This is a genomic window from Marinobacter salarius (assembly GCF_032922745.1).
Taxonomy (GTDB): Bacteria; Pseudomonadota; Gammaproteobacteria; order Pseudomonadales; family Oleiphilaceae; genus Marinobacter.
The window spans coordinates 2,820,365-2,838,244 of the sequence record NZ_CP136693.1 but is presented as its reverse complement, the minus strand read 5'-3'; the positions used below and the strand labels follow the sequence as shown (position 1 = coordinate 2,838,244).

Below are 17,880 nucleotides of genomic sequence, written 5' to 3'. Positions count from 1 at the left end.
GGATGCGTTCACGTATTCACCCCTTTGATGAACTGGTTGACGGTCGATCCGCCTGTCGTTTCATCGTGGCCAGCAATCGCTTCATTTTCGCCAGTTCGCCATGATGACCGGTTTCGGAATCCCGGCCATAGTAATGTTTGTTGATCAATCGGGCAAAAGCCGTTGCCGTGCCAGCCGCTGCGGGTTTTGCCTGGGCGAGCCTGGAGGCCAGTTGGGCGGGCGTTTCACCGTGACGTACCGGCACTCCCGAACGGTCACACAACCGGTACCAGCGGCTGACGAGACGGCCGAGCGGATCCCTGCTTTCGACTCGGAGGTATTGCCAGGCGGTAACCAAACCCGCCAGTAACAGCGCCATACCCACAATGCCCGCGGTGATATAGCCAAGCTCCCGCATTCCTATCCCACCGGGCAAACGCGACATCAGGTCCATCTGCGACTGACCCTGGTAACCGACAACCCACCGCTGCCAGTGGTAGTTGATCTTATCCAGTTGCAGGGAGGCCCACTGCAGCACCGCCAAATCGCCGTAACGCTGTGGCGATGTCCAGTCGTTCTCAAGGAACGAGCCTTCCTCGGCAACCGCCTCCCGCAGACCAAACTCAATACGCTCGGGAGCAATGGCAGCTGTCGGGTCCACCCGCACCCAACCCTGGCCGGGGAACCACGCTTCCACCCAGGCGTGGGCATCGTACTGCCGCACAATCAGGTATTCAGCATCGGCTCCAGGTTCTCCCCCTTGATACCCGACCACAACGCGCGCCGGAATGCCTGCCGCTCGCAACACAAACGTGGTGGCGCCCGCGTAATGGGCACAAAATCCCCGTTTTTCATCGAACAACAGGCTGTCGATGCCGTCCACGGGCATGGCGGGTGGGCGCAAGGTATAGAAATAGGGCTGCTCCCGAAAGCGGTTCAGAAGCTGTTGCACGACCGCTTGAGGGTTGTTGTCATGTTGATCTGCCAGTTGCTGCCCAAACACCCTTGCCCTCGGGTTGCCGCTTTGCGGTAATTGCAGATAGCGCTGAAGGTTACCGGGCTCCTCGCTGGTGCCCTCCGTTGGTTGGTTCCTGACCAGCTCCATCCGATAACGAACCGCGCTGTCAGCCGGCCGGTCAAACCGGAACAGGCCCTCGTCCGTCGACTTGACGTTGTTGGAAACCGCTAAGGAGTCTTCCAGAGCAAAGGCCCAGGTCTGGTCCGTCGGCTCCATCAACACGTCGTACTGGTTGGACTCCAGTGGCCCCACGCCGCCGTCCACGGCAACCCGTCCCGGGCGACGAAACGGCTTTGCAAAGCCCTGTTGCCAGGTATCACCGTCCAGGCGATCCAGGATAAGCCCACGCCAGTAACGATCCCGGTAAGCCGGCAATTCGCCACCAAAAGTGACGCGAAAGGCTCGCTCACTGCTCTGGGCGAGGCTGGAAATATCGCCGGGAGTCATGGTGTCGCTGATACCGGTTCGAGCTTCCCCTGAGACCAGCGGCACACTCCAGAGCGGTGCCATGCGCGGGAAGAAAACGAACAGGAGTACTACAATCGGCAAGGTCTTAACCAGCATCAGCCCCAAGCGCCGCCATCCCTTTTTTATGGCACCGGGGATTTCGGGCGCATTGACCACCTGCAGCCCAACCAATAACAAAGCAACGCCGGTAATATTAATGACACTCCAGTGAATTTCCTGATGAAACAGAAAATTCACGGTTGCCAGGTACACCAGAATAAAAAACAGCACATAGAAATCCCGAGTCGATCGGGTTTCAAGCCACTTAAGTCCCACCGCCAGCACAAAAAACGACGCGGCGGTATCAACCGTGAAGCGCCCCTGAACCGTCGCAATATAAACAGCCACCAGTACCAGCATGATCCCGGTACGCATCCACCTTCCCGGTAACCTGACCCGCCCGGATTGCGCCAGCCAGCGCCAGCCAGCAAGTACAGCGCAACTGGCCACCAGCCAGATCGGCAATCGATCCCACTGGGGAACCAGTAACAACACAAACCCTGCAATCAGCCATATCAACGCGCGACCGGATACCAAATTCGCAGTCTGCAACGAGCTTGAGCTACGGGAGTTACTCAGGAACCTGCGAATCATGCCCGTCCCTCCCCAATAACCGGCGACTTGGAGGACCGATTCCCCACCTCATCAGAACGGGTACCGTGGGGTAAGGGCCCTCCCTCCCGGGGTTGTTCAAGGCCAAAGATGGCCAGCGCCTTGAGGCACCGATTGGCGTGAGCGGCGCCGGTGTCCGGTTCAATCACCTGCCCCGGCAGATTCAACCCGAACCGGCTGTTGTTGCGGGCCCGCTCCATCACCTGATGGGCCAGGTAGCCCAGGCGCAGCTCACGGTCCACGCCCCTGAAAGCGTCGTAATCAAGCCAGAAGGGGCTGCCCTGTTCACCTTCCCAATCGGTAATCACCATCTCACCGGTACGGGCGTATCGTTTCCACTGAACCCTCTGGCTCAGATCCCCCTCACGCCAGGGCCGAATGTCGGCATGGTCATTGCCATCCGTCGAGCGGGCCTTCGATTGCTCCTCTCCGTCCTGAACCGTGCTGGTCACATCCGGGGCGGCCAGAGGGTTTGGATAGACAATGCCGGACGTGACCGGCCGCAGCCAGGACCAGGCCTTGAAAAGGCCAAAAGGAAAGCGGGTTTCCACGCGGATACGTTCCGGCTGCAGGTAGCCACGACGATAGGACGGTATGGCCAGGGTCATATCCACCTGCTGCCCGGCTGGTACGTGCTGGTTTTCGAGTTGACTGTCATCGCAGAACAGGGATATCGCCAGCGAGTCATGGCGGGGCGACACAGCCCTTAAACGGAAGGGTATCGTATCGCCGGCAAAGCCATCACCGGCCTGTATGAGTGTCAGTTCCAGCCCCGACAGGTTGCGGTGGGTCTGGTGCATGGCCGCAACAACTACTGCGCCCAACAGAAATGTGAGCATGTATATCAGGCTGTTCTGGTAGTTAATTCCGGTAATCAGCATGATCAACAGTAAACCGGCAAACACCACCCCGGCACCCGTGGGCAGGATAAAAACATTGCGCTGTCCGAATATTCGCTGATCGGCTCGCGGAATCCGCTGGTTGACCCAGCGCTGCCATCGCGAACGAAATGCCTTCAACATAAGAGTCCTGTTACAAAAACTGGATGGTTACGCCTGTTATATAAACACGTTTGCGTGGTTTTACAGAAGAATACTGACAATAGTCCGATTCTGATCACAAACACCACAAAATCGCCTTGAAATCCAAATCTCTGAGAAGAATACTGCTACCAAGGAGCATACTGACTGCAGTTTAGTGTCGGAAGCGCCTCCATTTCGCGTTTGGACACGGCAAGAGGCTACGCCATGAACCGCCGAACACCCTTGTACATCGCTCTGGCTGGTACGGCCAGCCTGGCTGTTTCGTTTAGCTCCCCGCTGATGGCCGGGGTACAGGCCCTGACCTCCGATGAGATGGTAGAAACCTATGTAAAGGATTCCGCTGTCATCGTGGTTCCAAAGGAAAGGCGGAAAACCGACGCCGATCGGCAGCGGATCATCCGCTCGCTGACCATTTCGCCGGGTGAACCGGTGCTAACGGAAGCGGAAGAGGAAGCCTATCGCGACGCTCTTGAGCGCTTCGAACGGGAAGGCAAGAAAGGCGCCCTCGAGAGCGCGGAGGAGGAATTCCTCCGTCGTGCCTTGCTGTTGCCACAAGAAGAACTTGCCCGGGCGCAGCCGCCTGCGGAGTTCACCCCCACCATTCCGCCCATTATCTTCGGGCAGCAGGCCCAGATACCGGATGAGCCGTTCAGTCAGACCTTTCTGAACGATCAACTGGGCGTTGGGTTTGATGGCCAGAACCTGAACTTCACCATAGGCAACCCGCCGGGTATTGATACGATCCAGGTGCCCCATGGCATTAACGAAGACCCGATCACATTAACACCCCGTCCTGGCGGTGGGTTTGATCTGTCTATAGCGGTGCCGGATCGCTAAAACTATCTCTACAGGTCCGAAACACAAAGAGCGGTAACTCCTTGCGAGTCACCGCTCTTTTTTTGCCTGCACTTTATAGCAGGCAAAAAAAAACGCCCCGCAGGGCGGGGCGTTCACACCAGAGGTGTTATGCGATCAGCTTATTTTCCGTATACAGCCAGCTTGGTGTTGCTGATGTGCAGGTTGTCGATACCGATAGTACCGATGTTTGCACCGCCGATAACGGTTTCGGCAACGTTGATGTCCATCAGGACGTCATCAACATCTACACGCAGTACGTTGGTCGCTGTGGAAGCACCGAGACCGTCACCCTTGTAGATGTCCAGGCCGATGATTGCAAATCCAGCCTGCGCCAATCCGATCTTGCGCTGCTCTTCAGCGGTCGGAGCAGTAGGATCTTCCGCGAATACAGCTGCCAGACCAGCGGCCCCAAGCACTTCACCGCCAGACTCGGAGCTATTGATGGTCATTCCGCGGACACCAACGCCGAGGAAGTCAACATCGAAGCTCATTTCGTTAACGGTGAACGCTGCATCCAAATTAAGGGTGCCGGTGCCCGCCATTTCGTTTCCAGCTCCGTCTGTAACGTTATCCGTATCTACACGGATATCCAGAGCACCGAGGAGACCCCAGGCGTCCATGTTCGAAACCAGAACGGTGTTTTCGCCACCGTTACCGTTAAGCTCCATGGATCCAGCGGTGAAACCCCAGTCGATGGGTACAGGGTTACCACTGCCGTCGGTTTGCAGGGAACCAACGTGAATGACAGCGTCGCCATCGTCAGCGATGTCGATGTCGATTTTCAGTTGGTCCAGCAAAGCGCCTGCACCGGTAGCTGCGGCATAGTCAGCTGCAGACTGAGAGCTACTGGCCAACGCACCACCGAGAGCGATGTCCTTTACGGCGAATGTACCTTCGTCCGTGTAGGTAAACTGACCAATGTTTACCTGAGTTTCCAGCTCAATGGTCACACCGGCCTGACCGGTGACGTTACCCATCATGCTGTCGTCCATCGCCTGCAGCTCGGCTTGAGCGGCGAAGGGCGCAGCGGCAACGGCTGTTGCCAGTGCAAGTTTCTTCAGGCCTTTCATATTGTTCTCCTTGATTGAACTTATTGTTATCCAGTTGAACTTTTTAACTTTGTTGTGAGGCTCAACCTCACCACTCCATTTAAGATTGTTTTACACTCTGGTTCCGTGAATGCATTCACAAATTGTCACAAAACAAAGCAGTTCTTAATAAAAGCAACTTATTCACTATAAATTCATGCACTTGGCTCATTCGTCACTCTCCTTTTTTGCATCATAGAAGATCTGAAATGGCTTATCCTGAGACATCGGTTCACCGAAACTTGCTTCACCATCCTCCAATCTGACCGGTATCAGCTTGATTCCAGAAACTCCAAGCCTATGCTCATGCTCCAGAGCCATTGCTCGGATCGTCTCGCCATTTTTTTCAACGCTTCCTGGGTAGGCAATGACCGCCGCATGAATTTCACCTCGGCGCGCAATGGCCTTTAGCCCAGCGCGATACATTAAAACCTTTACATTTCCAGGGGCCTGCTCAGCTTCCTCTTCCAATCTCATTTGTTGAACCTTGTCAGACTTCATGACCATGAAAGCCATCGGACGAAAGATGCCAGCTTCCTCGAGTTCATCGCCCGCCTGATTGACCACCTGGTCCGTCATTTCCCTGAGATGCCTCTGAGCAACCGCAACCACCGCGGCCAGGTCTTTGTCGTCCAGCTTGCCATCGGATAGCACATGATCTTCCCGATCAATCGCATCCTGCGCCAACGCCGCGGTGGAAATCGCACATCCGGCGATCATCGCCAAGACAAATCGCTTACCAATGCCGTTACAAGTCTTCATACTGGTTACTGCCCTTAGGATTATTGTTTAGAATGCACCGGCCCAAGCCTTTTCGAGCCCGAAGTCAGGTGACTTGCCGCACAGGCTACCGTGAACCCATGCAAGATTTTGTTAAGTATGTAACATCGTGAAAACATTAAGTGCGGAAGAGGCAGAGCGCCTCGTTTCACAGATCAGCAGCCAACATGGGTTTATCGACTACACCGACGCCGGCAGGCAACGGCGGATTGTCACGGCGTTCCCGCTGAAACATTGGCCAGTCCCCAAGGACGCGCTATCGTTCTCACGCCTGACGGACGTGCTGGAGCAGGCTTGGGCAGGACTGGCTGAAGCGTCGAGCCGGGAACTGGCAGGCGGCATCATGGGCACCCTGTTTTACGAGGCTGGCAACCACACGGTCCCCGGATTCTCCGGCGAGGCCAGTGAGAGGGATTATGGCTATATTGGGCTTTATCTCTGGCAGCTGACGCTGGATGTTTCGGGTGCCAATTCGCCCAGGCTCGATTTTCATCCCGAGTGTGACGATAGAACCCGTGAACGGGTGCTGAACCTCACCGGCGAAAAGCCGACGCGCCCTACTCCTTTTCACATCAGCCCGGGATTTACAGCCGACCAACCCGCCGAACACTACCGCAATGGCGTATCCCGGGTGCTTAGCTATATCCATGCCGGGGACTGCTATCAGGTCAACCTGTCCAACAAGTACACCGGCGGCTACCAGGGCGAGCCGTACACAGCGTTCCGAGCTTTGTGCCAGGCCGTTCCGGTCCCCCACGCTGCGTACATCAACGCTGGTTCCTATCAGGTCCTCAGCATTTCACCAGAGCTGTTCCTGAGTATTGAAGATGGCAACAGGGTCATCAGCAAACCCATCAAGGGTACCCGGCCCCGGGATCTGAACTCGCCGGCGAACGACCAGCGGATTGCCGAATCCCTGGCCGCTGCTGAAAAGGACCGGGCCGAAAACCTGATGATCGTGGACCTGATCCGCAACGACCTGTCGCGATTCTGCGAGCCGTTTTCCGTCTCGGTGCCCCGGCTTTTCAGTATCGAAAGCTATGAAAATGTCCATCAACTGGTCAGCACGGTGGAAGGCCGGCTACAGCCAGGAACCACACCGTTAAAAGCCCTTCTCTCTGCCTTCCCGGGCGGCTCGATCACAGGCGCGCCCAAACGCAGGGCGATGGAGATTATCGACGACCTGGAACCACATCGTCGCGGGCCCTACTGCGGCTCGATCTTCCGTTGGGATTTCTGCAATAACCTGGAAAGCAATATTGCCATCCGCACCCTGATGACGGATTCGGACGGGCAGATTCACTGCTGGGCGGGATGTGGCATCGTCGCGGATTCAGATCCGGATGATGAATACCGGGAATCCGTGGACAAAGTTCAGAAGCTGATGAACGTTCTGGAAGCGCTGTAGAGAGTGGCTCGCAAAGGCGGAAACGCCAGGGCAAAGAGCTTGCCCCGGCCAAGGGTCCGCACAATCAGTTATGGATGGCACTGGCTTTCAGGAACTCGCCTTTAAGCTCTTCAAACGTATGTACCGCCGGGAACTGGGGGAACTCCTCAATCACGTTCTGCGGCGCGTGGAACAGGATGCCCGCTTCCGCCTGGCCCAGCATGGTGGTGTCGTTGTAGGAATCACCCGCCGCGATAACGCGGTAGTTCAGTAGCTGAAAGGCACGCACTGACTGGCGCTTCGGGTCACGCTGGCGCAGCAGGTAATCAGTGATCCTGCCTTCGTCGTTCACTTCCAGCTTGTGGCAAAGCAGTGCCGGATAGCCCAGCTTGGCCATCAGTGGCATGGCGAATTCGTAGAAGGTGTCGGAAAGAATCACCACCTGGAACCGCTCCCGCAGCCAGTCCAGGAATTCCCGGGCACCGGGCAATGGGTCCAATTCGCCGATCACTTCCTGGATCTGCGGCAGGCCATAGCCGTGCTGGTCCAACAATTTCAGACGTTGCTGCATAAGCACGTCGTAATCAGGAATGTCGCGGGTGGTCGCCTTGAGCTCCTCAATGCCGGTTTTTTCCGCAAACGCGATCCAGATTTCCGGGATCAGTACTCCTTCAAGGTCAAGGCACGCAAGTTCCACAATGGTCTCCTGATAGTTAAATGCTGGTCAGCCCGGCGATTCCCGCCGGGGATTGGAATCAGGCGGTATGATAAGAAAAACCGGGGCGGAATGCATCGTACATCTGTGCGGCTATAACGATATACTCCCCCATTCCTTCAGACTGCTATCGGTTAATGGTAGATTTATCACACATTTACACTCCAGGTGATCCTTTCAAATGACGGACATTGCACAGTTACAGGCCGAGCTTGAAGGCGCGAGCCCCAGGGCTATCCTCAAGGCCGCTCTGGCGAAGTACGACAACATTGCCATTTCCTTCAGCGGTGCGGAAGACGTCGCACTGATTGAGTTGGCCCACAAGCTGACTGACAACCTTCAGGTATTCACCCTGGATACGGCACGCCTTCACCCGGAAACCTATCAATTCATTGATCGGGTCCGCGAGCACTATGGCATTAACATTGAGGTGATGTTCCCCGATGCGGCGGAAGTACAGGACCTGGTCACCCGTAAGGGTATGTTCAGTTTCTATGAGGACGGCCATGGCGAGTGCTGCGGCATCCGCAAGGTCAATCCGTTACGGCGCAAACTGGCCACCGTGGATGCGTGGATTACCGGCCAGCGCAAGGACCAGAGCCCCGGCACCCGCAATGACGTGCCGGTAGTGCAGATTGACGACGCCTTCTCAACGGACGAGAAAACGCTGGTGAAATTTAACCCGCTGGCAAACTGGAGCTCGAAGGAAGTCTGGGACTATATCCGGATGACGGAAGCTCCCTACAACAAACTGCACGAAAAGGGTTTTGTCAGCATTGGCTGCGAACCCTGCACACGCCCCATCCTGCCTGGACAGCACGAGCGCGAGGGCCGCTGGTGGTGGGAAGAAGCCACACAGAAGGAATGTGGCTTACACGCCGGGAACCTGATTGCCCGCGAATAAACCCTCCAGAAACGTCAGTAGGTCGGCAGATCGATGTCGTTGAACAGTTCCTCGATCTCCGCCCTGCTGCCCTGGTGAGTCACCGCTTCATCCACCCGCTCACGGGTCAGATGTGGCGCAAATCGCTGGATGAAATCGTACATGTAGCCCCGCAGGAAGGTTCCCTTACGGAAGCCGATCCGGGTCACGCTCGGGCGGAAGAGTTTACTGGCGTCCAGGCACACAAGGTCCGGGTCATTGTGCTCATCAAACGCCATGCTGGCGATGATCCCAACCCCAAGGCCCAGCCGTACGTATGTCTTGATCACGTCTGCATCGGCGGCCGTAAACACCACTTTCGGGGTCAGCCCGTGGGCCTGGAATGCCTCATCCAGCTTCGAACGGCCGGTAAAGCCAAACACGTAGGTGACCAGCGGGAACTCGGCAAGGTCCGGCAACGTCAGTTCGGGGTTCCTGGCCAGGGGATGGTCCTTTGGCACGATGATGCTGCGGTTCCATTTATAGCACGGCATCATGATCAGGTCGTTGAACAACTCCATGGCTTCGGTGGCGATGGCGAAGTCCACGGCGCCATTGGCGGCCATTTCGGAAATCTGCATGGGTGTGCCCTGGTGCATGTGCAGGGACACCTCGGGGTAGGACTCGATAAAGCCCTGAATAATGGGCGGCAGCGCATAGCGGGCCTGGGTATGGGTCGTCGCGATACTCAGGTCGCCCTTACGCTGGTTGCTGAACTCCTGTGCGATTTTCTTGATGCCTTCCACGCGGCGCAGTATTTCACCCGCTTCACGAATGATAATCTCACCACCGGGTGTAATACGGGTGAGGTGTTTGCCGCTGCGGGCAAAGACTTCCAGCCCCAGTTCATCTTCCAGAAGGCGGATCTGCTTGGATATTCCCGGTTGTGACGTGAAAAGGCTCTGGGCAGTGGCGGATACATTGAGATCATGGTGCGCAACTTCCCAGATATAGCGCAACTGTTGTAATTTCATCTACCCTGTCGCTCCCCTTGGAGCCCGGTGTAAGCCGGGCTTGTATACGCTGGTCTTATTAGAAGAATACGCATAAAGACGTGATTTTTCATTCTTATTGAGTATACAGAATCCCTTCCAACACAGTTTAGACCAAAAAACACAGAACGCAGCATGACGACGGCGTCATTTGTCTTTGCGGCCCTTGACTTAACGGTGACAAAGCACACAATCCGTAATCGAACCAACTACGGGCATTCAGGGAAACGATGCTGCTAACCACCAAATTTCTCAGACCAACCGCGGATCCCCGTTCGGTACAACGGGATCGCCTGAGCACTCTGCTGCAGCCGGACGGTGCCAAGCGGTTGAATCTGGTAGTGGCGCCAGCGGGTTTTGGCAAAACCACATTGGTCAGCCAATGGTGTTCCCGGTCCCCGTCTACGGTTGCCTGGCTATCCCTGGATGAGCATGATGACGAACCCCGCCGATTCTGGCAGTACGTGGTGGGAGCGTTTGAACACAATGGCCTCGTAGGTCTGGAGCAATGCCGCCAACAACTCAGCCATTGCAGCCTCCAGGAACTGGAAGGCCCCATTACCGCGCTGATTAACGTTCTCGCCGCCGATGGAGCGCCCTGGACGCTTATCCTGGACGACTATCACTTTATCAGCGACCCACAACTGCAGCGCCAGGTGTCTTATTTTATGGATTACCTGCCGCCTGGTGTTCTGGTAACTCTCGCATCCCGCACGGAACCGGCCCTGCCACTCTCACGCTGGCGGGTGCGCCGCTGGGTGGAGGACATACACCCGGGTCTTCTGGCGTTCTCCGAGGAGGAGTGCCAGCGCTTTTTCCACGACACCATGGGACTCGAGCTCTCCGAGCAGGAAATTCGCAGGATCTGCAGCAAAACCGAGGGTTGGGTTGCCGCCATGCAATTGTCCGCGCTGTCGGGCGGCAGCATCGATGATCAGAACCCCAGAGCTGGCCACCAACGCATCGACCTGGACGAACGCCGCATCAGTGATTATGTGCTAACCGAGGTGCTGGAGCAGCAACCTGCGCCGGTGCGAGACTTCCTGCTAGACACCGCCTGCTGTCCCCGGCTGTGCGCCTCTCTCTGCGACGCCGTTCGCGGCACCACCAACAGCCAGGTCCTGTTGGAACAGCTGCTACGGGAAAACCTGTTTCTGATTCCGCTGGATACCCATAATGAATGGTTCCGGTACCACGACCTGTTCCGGGATGCACTGCTGCAGCGAGTGAGACAGTTCAAGCCGGAAGATACTGAACAGCAATGGCAGCGAGCGGTCCACTGGTTGTTGGTTCATGGCCACGTTCAGGAAGGAATTTCCCAGATTGTCCAGCATCAGGACTGGCCCTGGCTCGCTAAGGTACTGGCCGAACACGGCAACAACCTGATCCACGGCGGTTTTCACCTGCCCGTGCTGAGCTGGTTGGATTCCCTGCCCACCAACACCCTGCAGGACAGTCCACAACTGTTGATGCTGAGAGTGTGGGCGCTGTTTTTCGCCAACCGGGTAGACATGCTGGGGCCTCTCCTGGGCGAACTGGAAGATATGCTCGACAAGCAGGTGGCCGATTCCCATCCCGATGCGGAAGGTGCTCTGGGCCTGCAGAGTGAGATTTCGCTAATCCGCTCCTACCTGGCGCGATCAAAGAGCGACGATAAGAGCGCCAGCGATCTGACCCAACAGGTGTTGCGTGACATTGACCACACCCGCATACCCTTGAAGTCCGTGACCTATTACGGAGTGGGCCTGGACTATTACGGCAAGGGGGACCTGGCGGCCGCCGAGGACGCCCTGACCTCCGCCGTGCGTTATGGAGAATTGGAGCGTAAGCCCAGCACCGTGCTCTCAAGCGGCGGCCTGCTCGCCTGGATTCAGTACAACCGCGGAGATATCGACGAGGCGTTGGATACCTGTACCCGTGTGCGGCAATGGGTCGACCAGCACCACAGTGACCCCCGCCAACCGATGTTGATATCATGCTGGCAGAACAGCGCCCTGATCGAGATCTACCGGGAACGCAACGAGCCCCAGTTGGCCGCCTCCTATCTGGCCCCGCTGCTGGACCACGTCAACAATGGCACCGAACCCGGGCAGCACGTGGTTATCCAGTACGTGCGCGGGCATCTCGCTTTCAGTGAGGGGCGTTACCAGGAGGCTATTGAGGCGCTGGAGGATGCCGCCAGCGTGGCAAGGCGTCGTCGGGAGCATATCGTTTTCGAGCCGCCCGCCTGTTCTGCCATGCTGGCACGTTGCTATCTCGCCACCGGTCATCTGGATCTGGCGAAAAAATGGGTGCAACAGGTGAGCACTGACCGGTTCACCAATCCGCTGAACCGGGAACAGAACCAAATCAGCATCGCCCGTGTTCAGGTGGCACTGGGCCGCCCGAGCGACGCCATGGCAACTTTGGCCCCCCTCCGACTCAGCGCAGAGCAGGATCAGCACTACCGCCATCTGGTGGAAATCCAGTTGGTCTACAGCGAGGCGCTGTTCGCCGAAGGTAAAACGATAGAAGCGGAACAGATGCTGGCCCAGGCCGTCCAGCGGGCATCAGAGGCCGGATTCATGCGCCTGCTTGCGGAGGAGAGTCCTACCATCCGCCAGCTGTGTAGAGCGCTGCCGGTTCTCAAGGCGCCGGGCCGCTGGAACAGCCGGGTCACAGCCATGCTCTCGGAACTGGCAGAGGCAGAAACCGCTGAAACAGAGCCGGAAGACTCGCAGAGGGATACGCAGGCGGCCCCGGGCAACACAGATCTCCCCGAACCCCTGAGTCAGCGGGAACTGGAAGTGCTGGATCTCATCAATCAGGGCCTCGCCAACAAGGACATCGCAAACACGATGGGGGTGGCGCCTACCACCGTAAAAGCCCACATTCGCAACCTTTACGGCAAGCTTGCAGTCGGATCCCGCACCGAGGCGTTGGCAAGAGCAAGGGAACTTCGGCTACTGGCCTGACTCTTGACTCACTGAAGCTGTCTTTCGGGCAACTTTTGTGACGCGCATCACACTTTTGTCGAATTTTATACGCCCACTACGCCCTTTGGACGATCCGGATACGCCCCCTCCTCCCTTACTATGCTCCCAACGCTGAGGGAAACCTCGGTAAGATTTCTGAAACTTCAGGCCTTCAGACTTCTTGTTCCGCGTTGTTTCGACGCCCGGGTTCGATAAGGACCCACTCTATAAGAGCCACCCACATGGGTTGGCTCTTTTTTTATGGCTCTCTTTTTATCAGGGCTCTATTGATCAGGGCTCTATGATTCGCCGGAAAGGCGGTAAGGCGTCCAACAACAACTGCCCGTATCGACGGGCGATGATGCGACGATCAAGGATGGTGACGCGGCCGGTGTCCGACTCGGTCCGTAGCAGGCGACCAACGGCCTGCACCAGTTTGATGGAGGCGTCGGGTACGGTTATTTCCATGAACGGGTTACCGCCGCGGTGCGTCACCCATTCCGCCAGGCTGGCTTCGATGGGATCATCCGGTACCGAAAACGGCAGTCGGGTAATCACCACATGGCTCAGGTACTTGCCAGGCAGGTCAATGCCCTCTGCAAAACTTGCCACACCGAACAACACACTGGGCAGCCCCTCATCTACACGGCTGCAATGGCGGCGCAGGACCTCGCCCTTGGCCATATCGTCCTGAGTGGTGATCAGATCCGGGTATTCCGGCGCCAGGGCATCCCGCACCAACTGCATCTGGCGCCTGGAGGTAAACAGTACCAGTGTCGCCTTCTCCCCGGCCCACAAGGCCGGTAGCCGCGACACCACCTGGTCCGTAAAGCTATCGTCCGTGGGCATGGCGGTCATGGCCGGTACTTCCACGGTTGCCATTTCGCCATAGCGGAAGGAACTGGGCACCACCACGAAGCGGCTGGCTTCGGGCAAACCTGCTCTGGCCTTGAGCCGATCAAAGCGCCCAAGGGCGGTCAGGGTTGCACTGGTCAACACAGCGCCATAGGCCCGCGACCAGAGCCTGGAATAAAGCAGATTATCCGCCAGCACCGGGCTACTGTAGAGCGTAATGTCTTCCGCGTGTTCCCAGCGCTGTCGCACCGACCAACGGGCGGCCGGTGGCCCGGACCGCTTCTTAGGCTCAGGCGCTGATTCCTCACCTTCTGCCGGCTCACTGGCCGGTTGGCCCGGATTATCACACCACGCGACCCACAACCGCAGTTGGTCCTCAGCACGGCTGTGGAACGATCCAATCACCGGATACCAGGATTCCGCAGTATCGCGGTCGACATCGCTGGCCTTGCGTTCATCGAAGGCCGTCTGTAATTCGTCCACCATCACACCAAGCTGGCGAACCAGGGTGGCCGTCGCCACCCGGGTTTCCACCGCCAGGCCGGCAAGCACCTCGGGCAATTCGCCCTCCGGGTAGCGCCACTGGGCGGAGCGTCGCTCCTCATTGAACTCCCAACCGGTATTCTGTTCGGCCTCGTCGTATACCCTCGTCAGACAGATATCCACTTCACGGGAGGCGGAACTGATCCTGTCGATGGTCTTCGCGGCCTGGGTGCCGGGCGTGAGGAACGGCTGCATCTTTCCCAGTGCCTGGGATAGCTGCTTGAGCCATTGCCGCGTGGCATTCAGCGGCACCGACGCCGCAAAGTGATTCAGTGCCTTGTCCGGCAGGTGATGTGCCTCATCAAAGATAAACAATGCATTTTCCGGCTCCGGCAGAATGGCACCACCGCCAAGGGCAAGGTCTGCCAGCACCAGGTCGTGGTTGGCCACCACGATGTCGGCATCATCGAGGTCTTTTCGGGCGTCGAAGAAGGCACAGCTGTCGAAATAGCTACAGTGGCGATTGGTACATTGACGATGGTCGGTGGTGACCTGGCGCCAGATGTCATCGGGTATCTGATCCGGCCAATGGTCGCGATCACCGTCCCACTTCCGGGACCCGTAACTGGCCAGCATGTCTTCAAAATAGGCCCGGGTGCCGGGTTCTTCCTTGCCGGGCCCATCCAGCAGGAACAGCGGCATGGTATCGCTGTCGCCGTTACCCTCGTCATGCAGACGAGCTTCGAGACGAGACATACACAAGTAGCGGCCACGACCTTTGGCAAGGGTCCAGGTAAAATCCAGTTTGCTGTGCTTTTTCAGGTCCGGAAGGTCTTTGTGGACGATCTGATCCTGCAGGGCAACGGTCGCTGTTGATATCACCAGTGTCTTGCCAAGGGCACGGGCCACCGGAATGGCGGCAATCAAATAGGCCAGGGTCTTGCCCGTGCCTGTGCCCGCCTCCACCACGCAGGTGCCGGCTGGTGACGTGCGCTGGCCGTCATTCTCGGTGATCTCGCCCATGTAGCGGGCGATCTCGGCGATCATCAGGCGCTGGCCGTAACGGGCGCGGATGTCCTTGCCGGCCAACACGTCACGGTAGGTCTGCTGAATCTGCTGTTTGACGTCCTCGGTGAGTGCCATCAGTCGGGGCTCACCCAGTTGCGAACCACACCCACCCGGAAGCGACGGCCATCCATGCTCAGCTCCACGCCTTCCTCGGTAATCCGTTCGACGGTGATACCGGAAAACGACTCTCCGGGGCGCAGGTAGTTGTCATTGATCATGACCCGGCGGGCCGACGGCTCGGACGCATAGATATGGCTGTTAAAAATCAGGTCTGGCACCCTTTTCTGGAAGGAAAGTGGAAGCTCTACAAGGTGCGGCGCCGTCTGTGCGGTGGCACCGTCCCGCTCGCTGGGATTGACGGCACTTGGCGTTCGCGGCGTGGGCACAATCACCGTGGGTCGCTCCCGCTCATTCTCGTCACCGGTTTCCGCTACCGCATCCGCTGGAGAGTCGGTATTCGCTCCCGGTGTTGGAATCTCGATAGCACCCTCGAGCGTGTCACGGGTCGGCGGCGATTGTACACGTTCGGGCGTCGATACCTGGCCCGCAGGTTCCGGCTTGTCATCAACTATAACCGGTTCAACGGTGGGTGTGGGTGCGGGCGCAGCCACGCCAGCCGACGGGATTGTTTGATCCGTCAGGGAAGCCTGACGCCCCTGGGGCCAGAAGATCCAGGCCAATACAGCCGCGTTGAGCACCAGCCCCAGCGCAACCCACACCAGAATCGGAATCGATTTTTTCCGTGGTTTGTGGATCAGCTGTACCTGCTGGCCAAGGTCCGGAATCCGACCCTGCCGTCTTTCAGTTTCGGATTTGCGGAGAGCATCAAGGATATAGGACATGTCAGTTCACCATCCTTCCGGACGTCAGCCGGGGCACGGCGGATTCCAGGTCGTTATTCATCTGGATGATGGTCATGGCACCGGCAATGCCATCGACCGTCAGGCCTCTTTGCTGCTGGTACCAGCGGACCTGCTCTTCGATCGGCATACGGTTGACGCGGCTCTCTTCCTGCCGGCTTTCGGCGTATCGGCTGGCGAGCTCCATCATTCTTGAGCCCATCCAGATCTGCTCGGCCACCCTTTCATTACCCTGAGCACTACCGGACGCATCGCCCAAAATGTAGCCGGGCGCTTCCCAAAGTACGGTAAATTCGCCAAACCAATAGGGCTCCAGGCTGGAGAAGGTGACCTCCCGGCGACCACTCGGGAGTTCGATAGTGGCGCGATTATCCTGGAGGCCGCTCAGGACCGCATAGTGACTGTCCCCATTGCCGTTGCGAAGCTGAAGTATCGCCGGCCGGTCCAGAAACTCCAGGCTTCGGCGTGCGCCCTTGTTCTGCAGGCAACGCAGTCCCTGCCCCTCGGCAAACTCACACGCCACTGGGCTTTCCGAGGCGCGGTATTCCAACCCCCATAGTTCAAACAGCTCGCGAAAAGCCACTGGCAAAGAGATGGTCTGGTCCGGGAACTCAAATTCGGGCAGTGGTTCCTCCTCGCGTGAGTCACTGGTCTGCTCACTGGCTTCGGGAAGCTTTTCCGACAACTCGACAACAGGCATATCCAGCTCGACCCGTTCGATGGCGCCAGTAAGGGACGTTCCCTGATTTTCGGCGACAGCATCGGGCTCGGGTCCACCGCTCCCCGGAAGCCCTATGAACAGCCACGTGGTCATGATGATGGCCATCAGCAGGGCTGCAGCCAACATCAGCGCATGGGACTTTCGAGACGGCCCAGCGCGCCTGGGCAGATTCTGGCCGTTCACTTCCCGGGCAGCGTTACGGATATGGGGAGCAGTGATCTGGTGCTCGCCTTCGGCGTAGGCGCCCAGCAATGCACGGTCACTGATCAGGTTAATCAGTCTCGGTACACCATGGCTGGCGCGGTACAAAGCCCGGATCGCGCGATCAGTAAAGATCTCGCCCCGGAGGCCTGCCACGCTGAGCCGGTAACGCAGGTAAGCCTCTATCTCTGCTCGACCCAGGGCGTCGAGGTGATAACGGGCCGTTACCCGCTGATTTAACTGGCGGAGCTCTGGTAGCCCCAGAATCTCCTGCAGTTCAGGTTGTCCCAGCAACACAATCTGCAGTAGTTTTTTCTCAGCGGTTTCGAGATTGGTCAGCAATCGGAGCTGTTCAAGCACTTCGGCGGACAGGTTCTGGGCTTCATCAATCATCAGAACCTTATGGCGGCCCGCTGCATGGGCCTTGAGCAGGTCATCATTGATCAGTCCCACCAGTTCCTTGATGGATGATCCGACCGGATGGGCAATCTCAAGCTCATCGCAGATGGATGACAACAGCTCACGGGCAGACAATCTGGGATTGAGGATCAGTGCAATGTCTACATGATCCGGCACATTCTCGATGAAGCAACGGCTGACAGTGGTCTTGCCCGTGCCGACTTCTCCAGTGATCACGATAAAACCGCCCTGCCCCTGCACGCCATACATCAGATGCGCCAGCGCTTCTTTATGGCGTTCGCTCAGATACAGATAGCGGGGGTCCGGGGCTATCGAAAACGGGGGCTCCCGAAAACCGAAGAAATCGTAGTACATGCGTGTCCAGTCAGGTGCTCAGGCGGAGCTTGCGGGAGCCGCCATCGGGCTCCCCGGCTATCG

General features: G+C 57.7%; 13 protein-coding genes. 4 read left to right on the top strand and 9 right to left on the bottom strand.

What is annotated here, in order from left to right:
- Positions 1-16: 16 nt before the first annotated feature.
- On the bottom strand, positions 17-2,098 hold the full coding sequence (locus tag R1T46_RS13050) for a transglutaminaseTgpA domain-containing protein (protein ID WP_317305706.1): 2,082 nt from the start codon (positions 2,096-2,098) through the stop codon (positions 17-19).
- On the bottom strand, positions 2,095-3,138 hold the full coding sequence (locus tag R1T46_RS13045; RefSeq protein WP_317305704.1) for a DUF58 domain-containing protein: 1,044 nt from the start codon (positions 3,136-3,138) through the stop codon (positions 2,095-2,097). Before R1T46_RS13045 ends, R1T46_RS13050 begins: the two co-directional genes overlap by 4 nt.
- A 225-nt stretch (positions 3,139-3,363) precedes the next feature.
- Between R1T46_RS13045 and R1T46_RS13040 the strand changes: the two genes are divergently transcribed.
- Positions 3,364-3,996 carry a hypothetical protein gene (locus tag R1T46_RS13040; RefSeq protein ID WP_317305703.1) on the top strand — a complete coding sequence of 211 codons (633 nt, stop codon included), beginning with the start codon at positions 3,364-3,366 and terminating at the stop codon, positions 3,994-3,996.
- A 140-nt stretch (positions 3,997-4,136) separates the two neighbouring features.
- Here R1T46_RS13040 and R1T46_RS13035 read toward each other — a convergent pair whose 3' ends face one another.
- Both R1T46_RS13035 and R1T46_RS13030 read right to left on the bottom strand, forming a co-directional pair.
- Positions 4,137-5,087, bottom strand: coding sequence for a DUF6160 family protein (locus R1T46_RS13035; RefSeq protein WP_041333282.1), 951 nt, complete (start codon positions 5,085-5,087; stop codon positions 4,137-4,139).
- Between the two features lie 186 nt (positions 5,088-5,273).
- Entirely contained in the window at positions 5,274-5,831 is a 558-nt protein-coding gene (locus tag R1T46_RS13030; protein ID WP_144402168.1) for a hypothetical protein, read from the bottom strand.
- Between the two features lie 163 nt (positions 5,832-5,994).
- On the opposite strand from R1T46_RS13030, the gene pabB reads away from it, so the two are divergent.
- Positions 5,995-7,293 (top strand): aminodeoxychorismate synthase component I, encoded by a 1,299-nt coding sequence (pabB, locus tag R1T46_RS13025; RefSeq protein WP_317305702.1) that lies wholly within the window; start codon positions 5,995-5,997, stop codon positions 7,291-7,293.
- 64 nt (positions 7,294-7,357) lie between these two features.
- On the opposite strand, the gene thrH is transcribed toward pabB, so the two are convergent.
- On the bottom strand, positions 7,358-7,969 hold the full coding sequence (gene thrH / locus R1T46_RS13020) for a bifunctional phosphoserine phosphatase/homoserine phosphotransferase ThrH (RefSeq protein WP_007152589.1): 612 nt from the start codon (positions 7,967-7,969) through the stop codon (positions 7,358-7,360).
- A gap of 199 nt (positions 7,970-8,168) precedes the next feature.
- On the opposite strand from thrH, the gene R1T46_RS13015 reads away from it, so the two are divergent.
- Complete coding sequence (locus R1T46_RS13015) at positions 8,169-8,891, top strand: phosphoadenylyl-sulfate reductase (protein ID WP_007152588.1); 723 nt, start codon at positions 8,169-8,171, stop codon at positions 8,889-8,891.
- A gap of 14 nt (positions 8,892-8,905) precedes the next feature.
- Here the strand turns inward: R1T46_RS13015 and cysB are convergent, their stop codons facing one another.
- The gene (cysB, locus tag R1T46_RS13010; protein ID WP_317305700.1) at positions 8,906-9,883 is read right to left on the bottom strand and encodes an HTH-type transcriptional regulator CysB; all 978 of its coding nucleotides are present in this window, start codon (positions 9,881-9,883) and stop codon (positions 8,906-8,908) included.
- A gap of 248 nt (positions 9,884-10,131) precedes the next feature.
- Between cysB and R1T46_RS13005 the strand changes: the two genes are divergently transcribed.
- Complete coding sequence (locus R1T46_RS13005) at positions 10,132-12,855, top strand: LuxR C-terminal-related transcriptional regulator (RefSeq protein WP_317305699.1); 2,724 nt, start codon at positions 10,132-10,134, stop codon at positions 12,853-12,855.
- A gap of 291 nt (positions 12,856-13,146) precedes the next feature.
- On the opposite strand, the gene dinG is transcribed toward R1T46_RS13005, so the two are convergent.
- Genes dinG through R1T46_RS12990 form a run of 3 tightly spaced genes read right to left on the bottom strand, consistent with a single transcriptional unit; the run spans position 13,147 to position 17,817 of the window.
- Entirely contained in the window at positions 13,147-15,336 is a 2,190-nt protein-coding gene (dinG, locus tag R1T46_RS13000) for an ATP-dependent DNA helicase DinG (protein WP_041333272.1), read from the bottom strand.
- Positions 15,336-16,103: a general secretion pathway protein GspB gene (locus R1T46_RS12995; protein ID WP_041333270.1), complete on the bottom strand. Its 768-nt coding sequence runs from the start codon at positions 16,101-16,103 to the stop codon at positions 15,336-15,338. The genes dinG and R1T46_RS12995 overlap by 1 nt, the downstream gene beginning before the upstream one ends.
- Position 16,104: 1 nt before the next feature.
- On the bottom strand, positions 16,105-17,817 hold the full coding sequence (locus tag R1T46_RS12990) for an AAA family ATPase (RefSeq protein ID WP_199480488.1): 1,713 nt from the start codon (positions 17,815-17,817) through the stop codon (positions 16,105-16,107).
- Positions 17,818-17,880 lie beyond the last annotated feature (63 nt).

Coding starts and splice junctions, on each gene's coding strand:
- R1T46_RS13050 (WP_317305706.1), bottom strand. CDS start 2,098: ATGATTCGCAGGTTCCTGAGTAACTCCCGTAGCTCAAGCTCGTTGCAG.
- R1T46_RS13045 (WP_317305704.1), bottom strand. CDS start 3,138: ATGTTGAAGGCATTTCGTTCGCGATGGCAGCGCTGGGTCAACCAGCGG.
- R1T46_RS13040 (WP_317305703.1), top strand. CDS start 3,364: ATGAACCGCCGAACACCCTTGTACATCGCTCTGGCTGGTACGGCCAGC.
- R1T46_RS13035 (WP_041333282.1), bottom strand. CDS start 5,087: ATGAAAGGCCTGAAGAAACTTGCACTGGCAACAGCCGTTGCCGCTGCG.
- R1T46_RS13015 (WP_007152588.1), top strand. CDS start 8,169: ATGACGGACATTGCACAGTTACAGGCCGAGCTTGAAGGCGCGAGCCCC.
- cysB (WP_317305700.1), bottom strand. CDS start 9,883: ATGAAATTACAACAGTTGCGCTATATCTGGGAAGTTGCGCACCATGAT.
- R1T46_RS13005 (WP_317305699.1), top strand. CDS start 10,132: ATGCTGCTAACCACCAAATTTCTCAGACCAACCGCGGATCCCCGTTCG.
- dinG (WP_041333272.1), bottom strand. CDS start 15,336: ATGGCACTCACCGAGGACGTCAAACAGCAGATTCAGCAGACCTACCGT.
- R1T46_RS12995 (WP_041333270.1), bottom strand. CDS start 16,103: ATGTCCTATATCCTTGATGCTCTCCGCAAATCCGAAACTGAAAGACGG.
- R1T46_RS12990 (WP_199480488.1), bottom strand. CDS start 17,817: ATGTACTACGATTTCTTCGGTTTTCGGGAGCCCCCGTTTTCGATAGCC.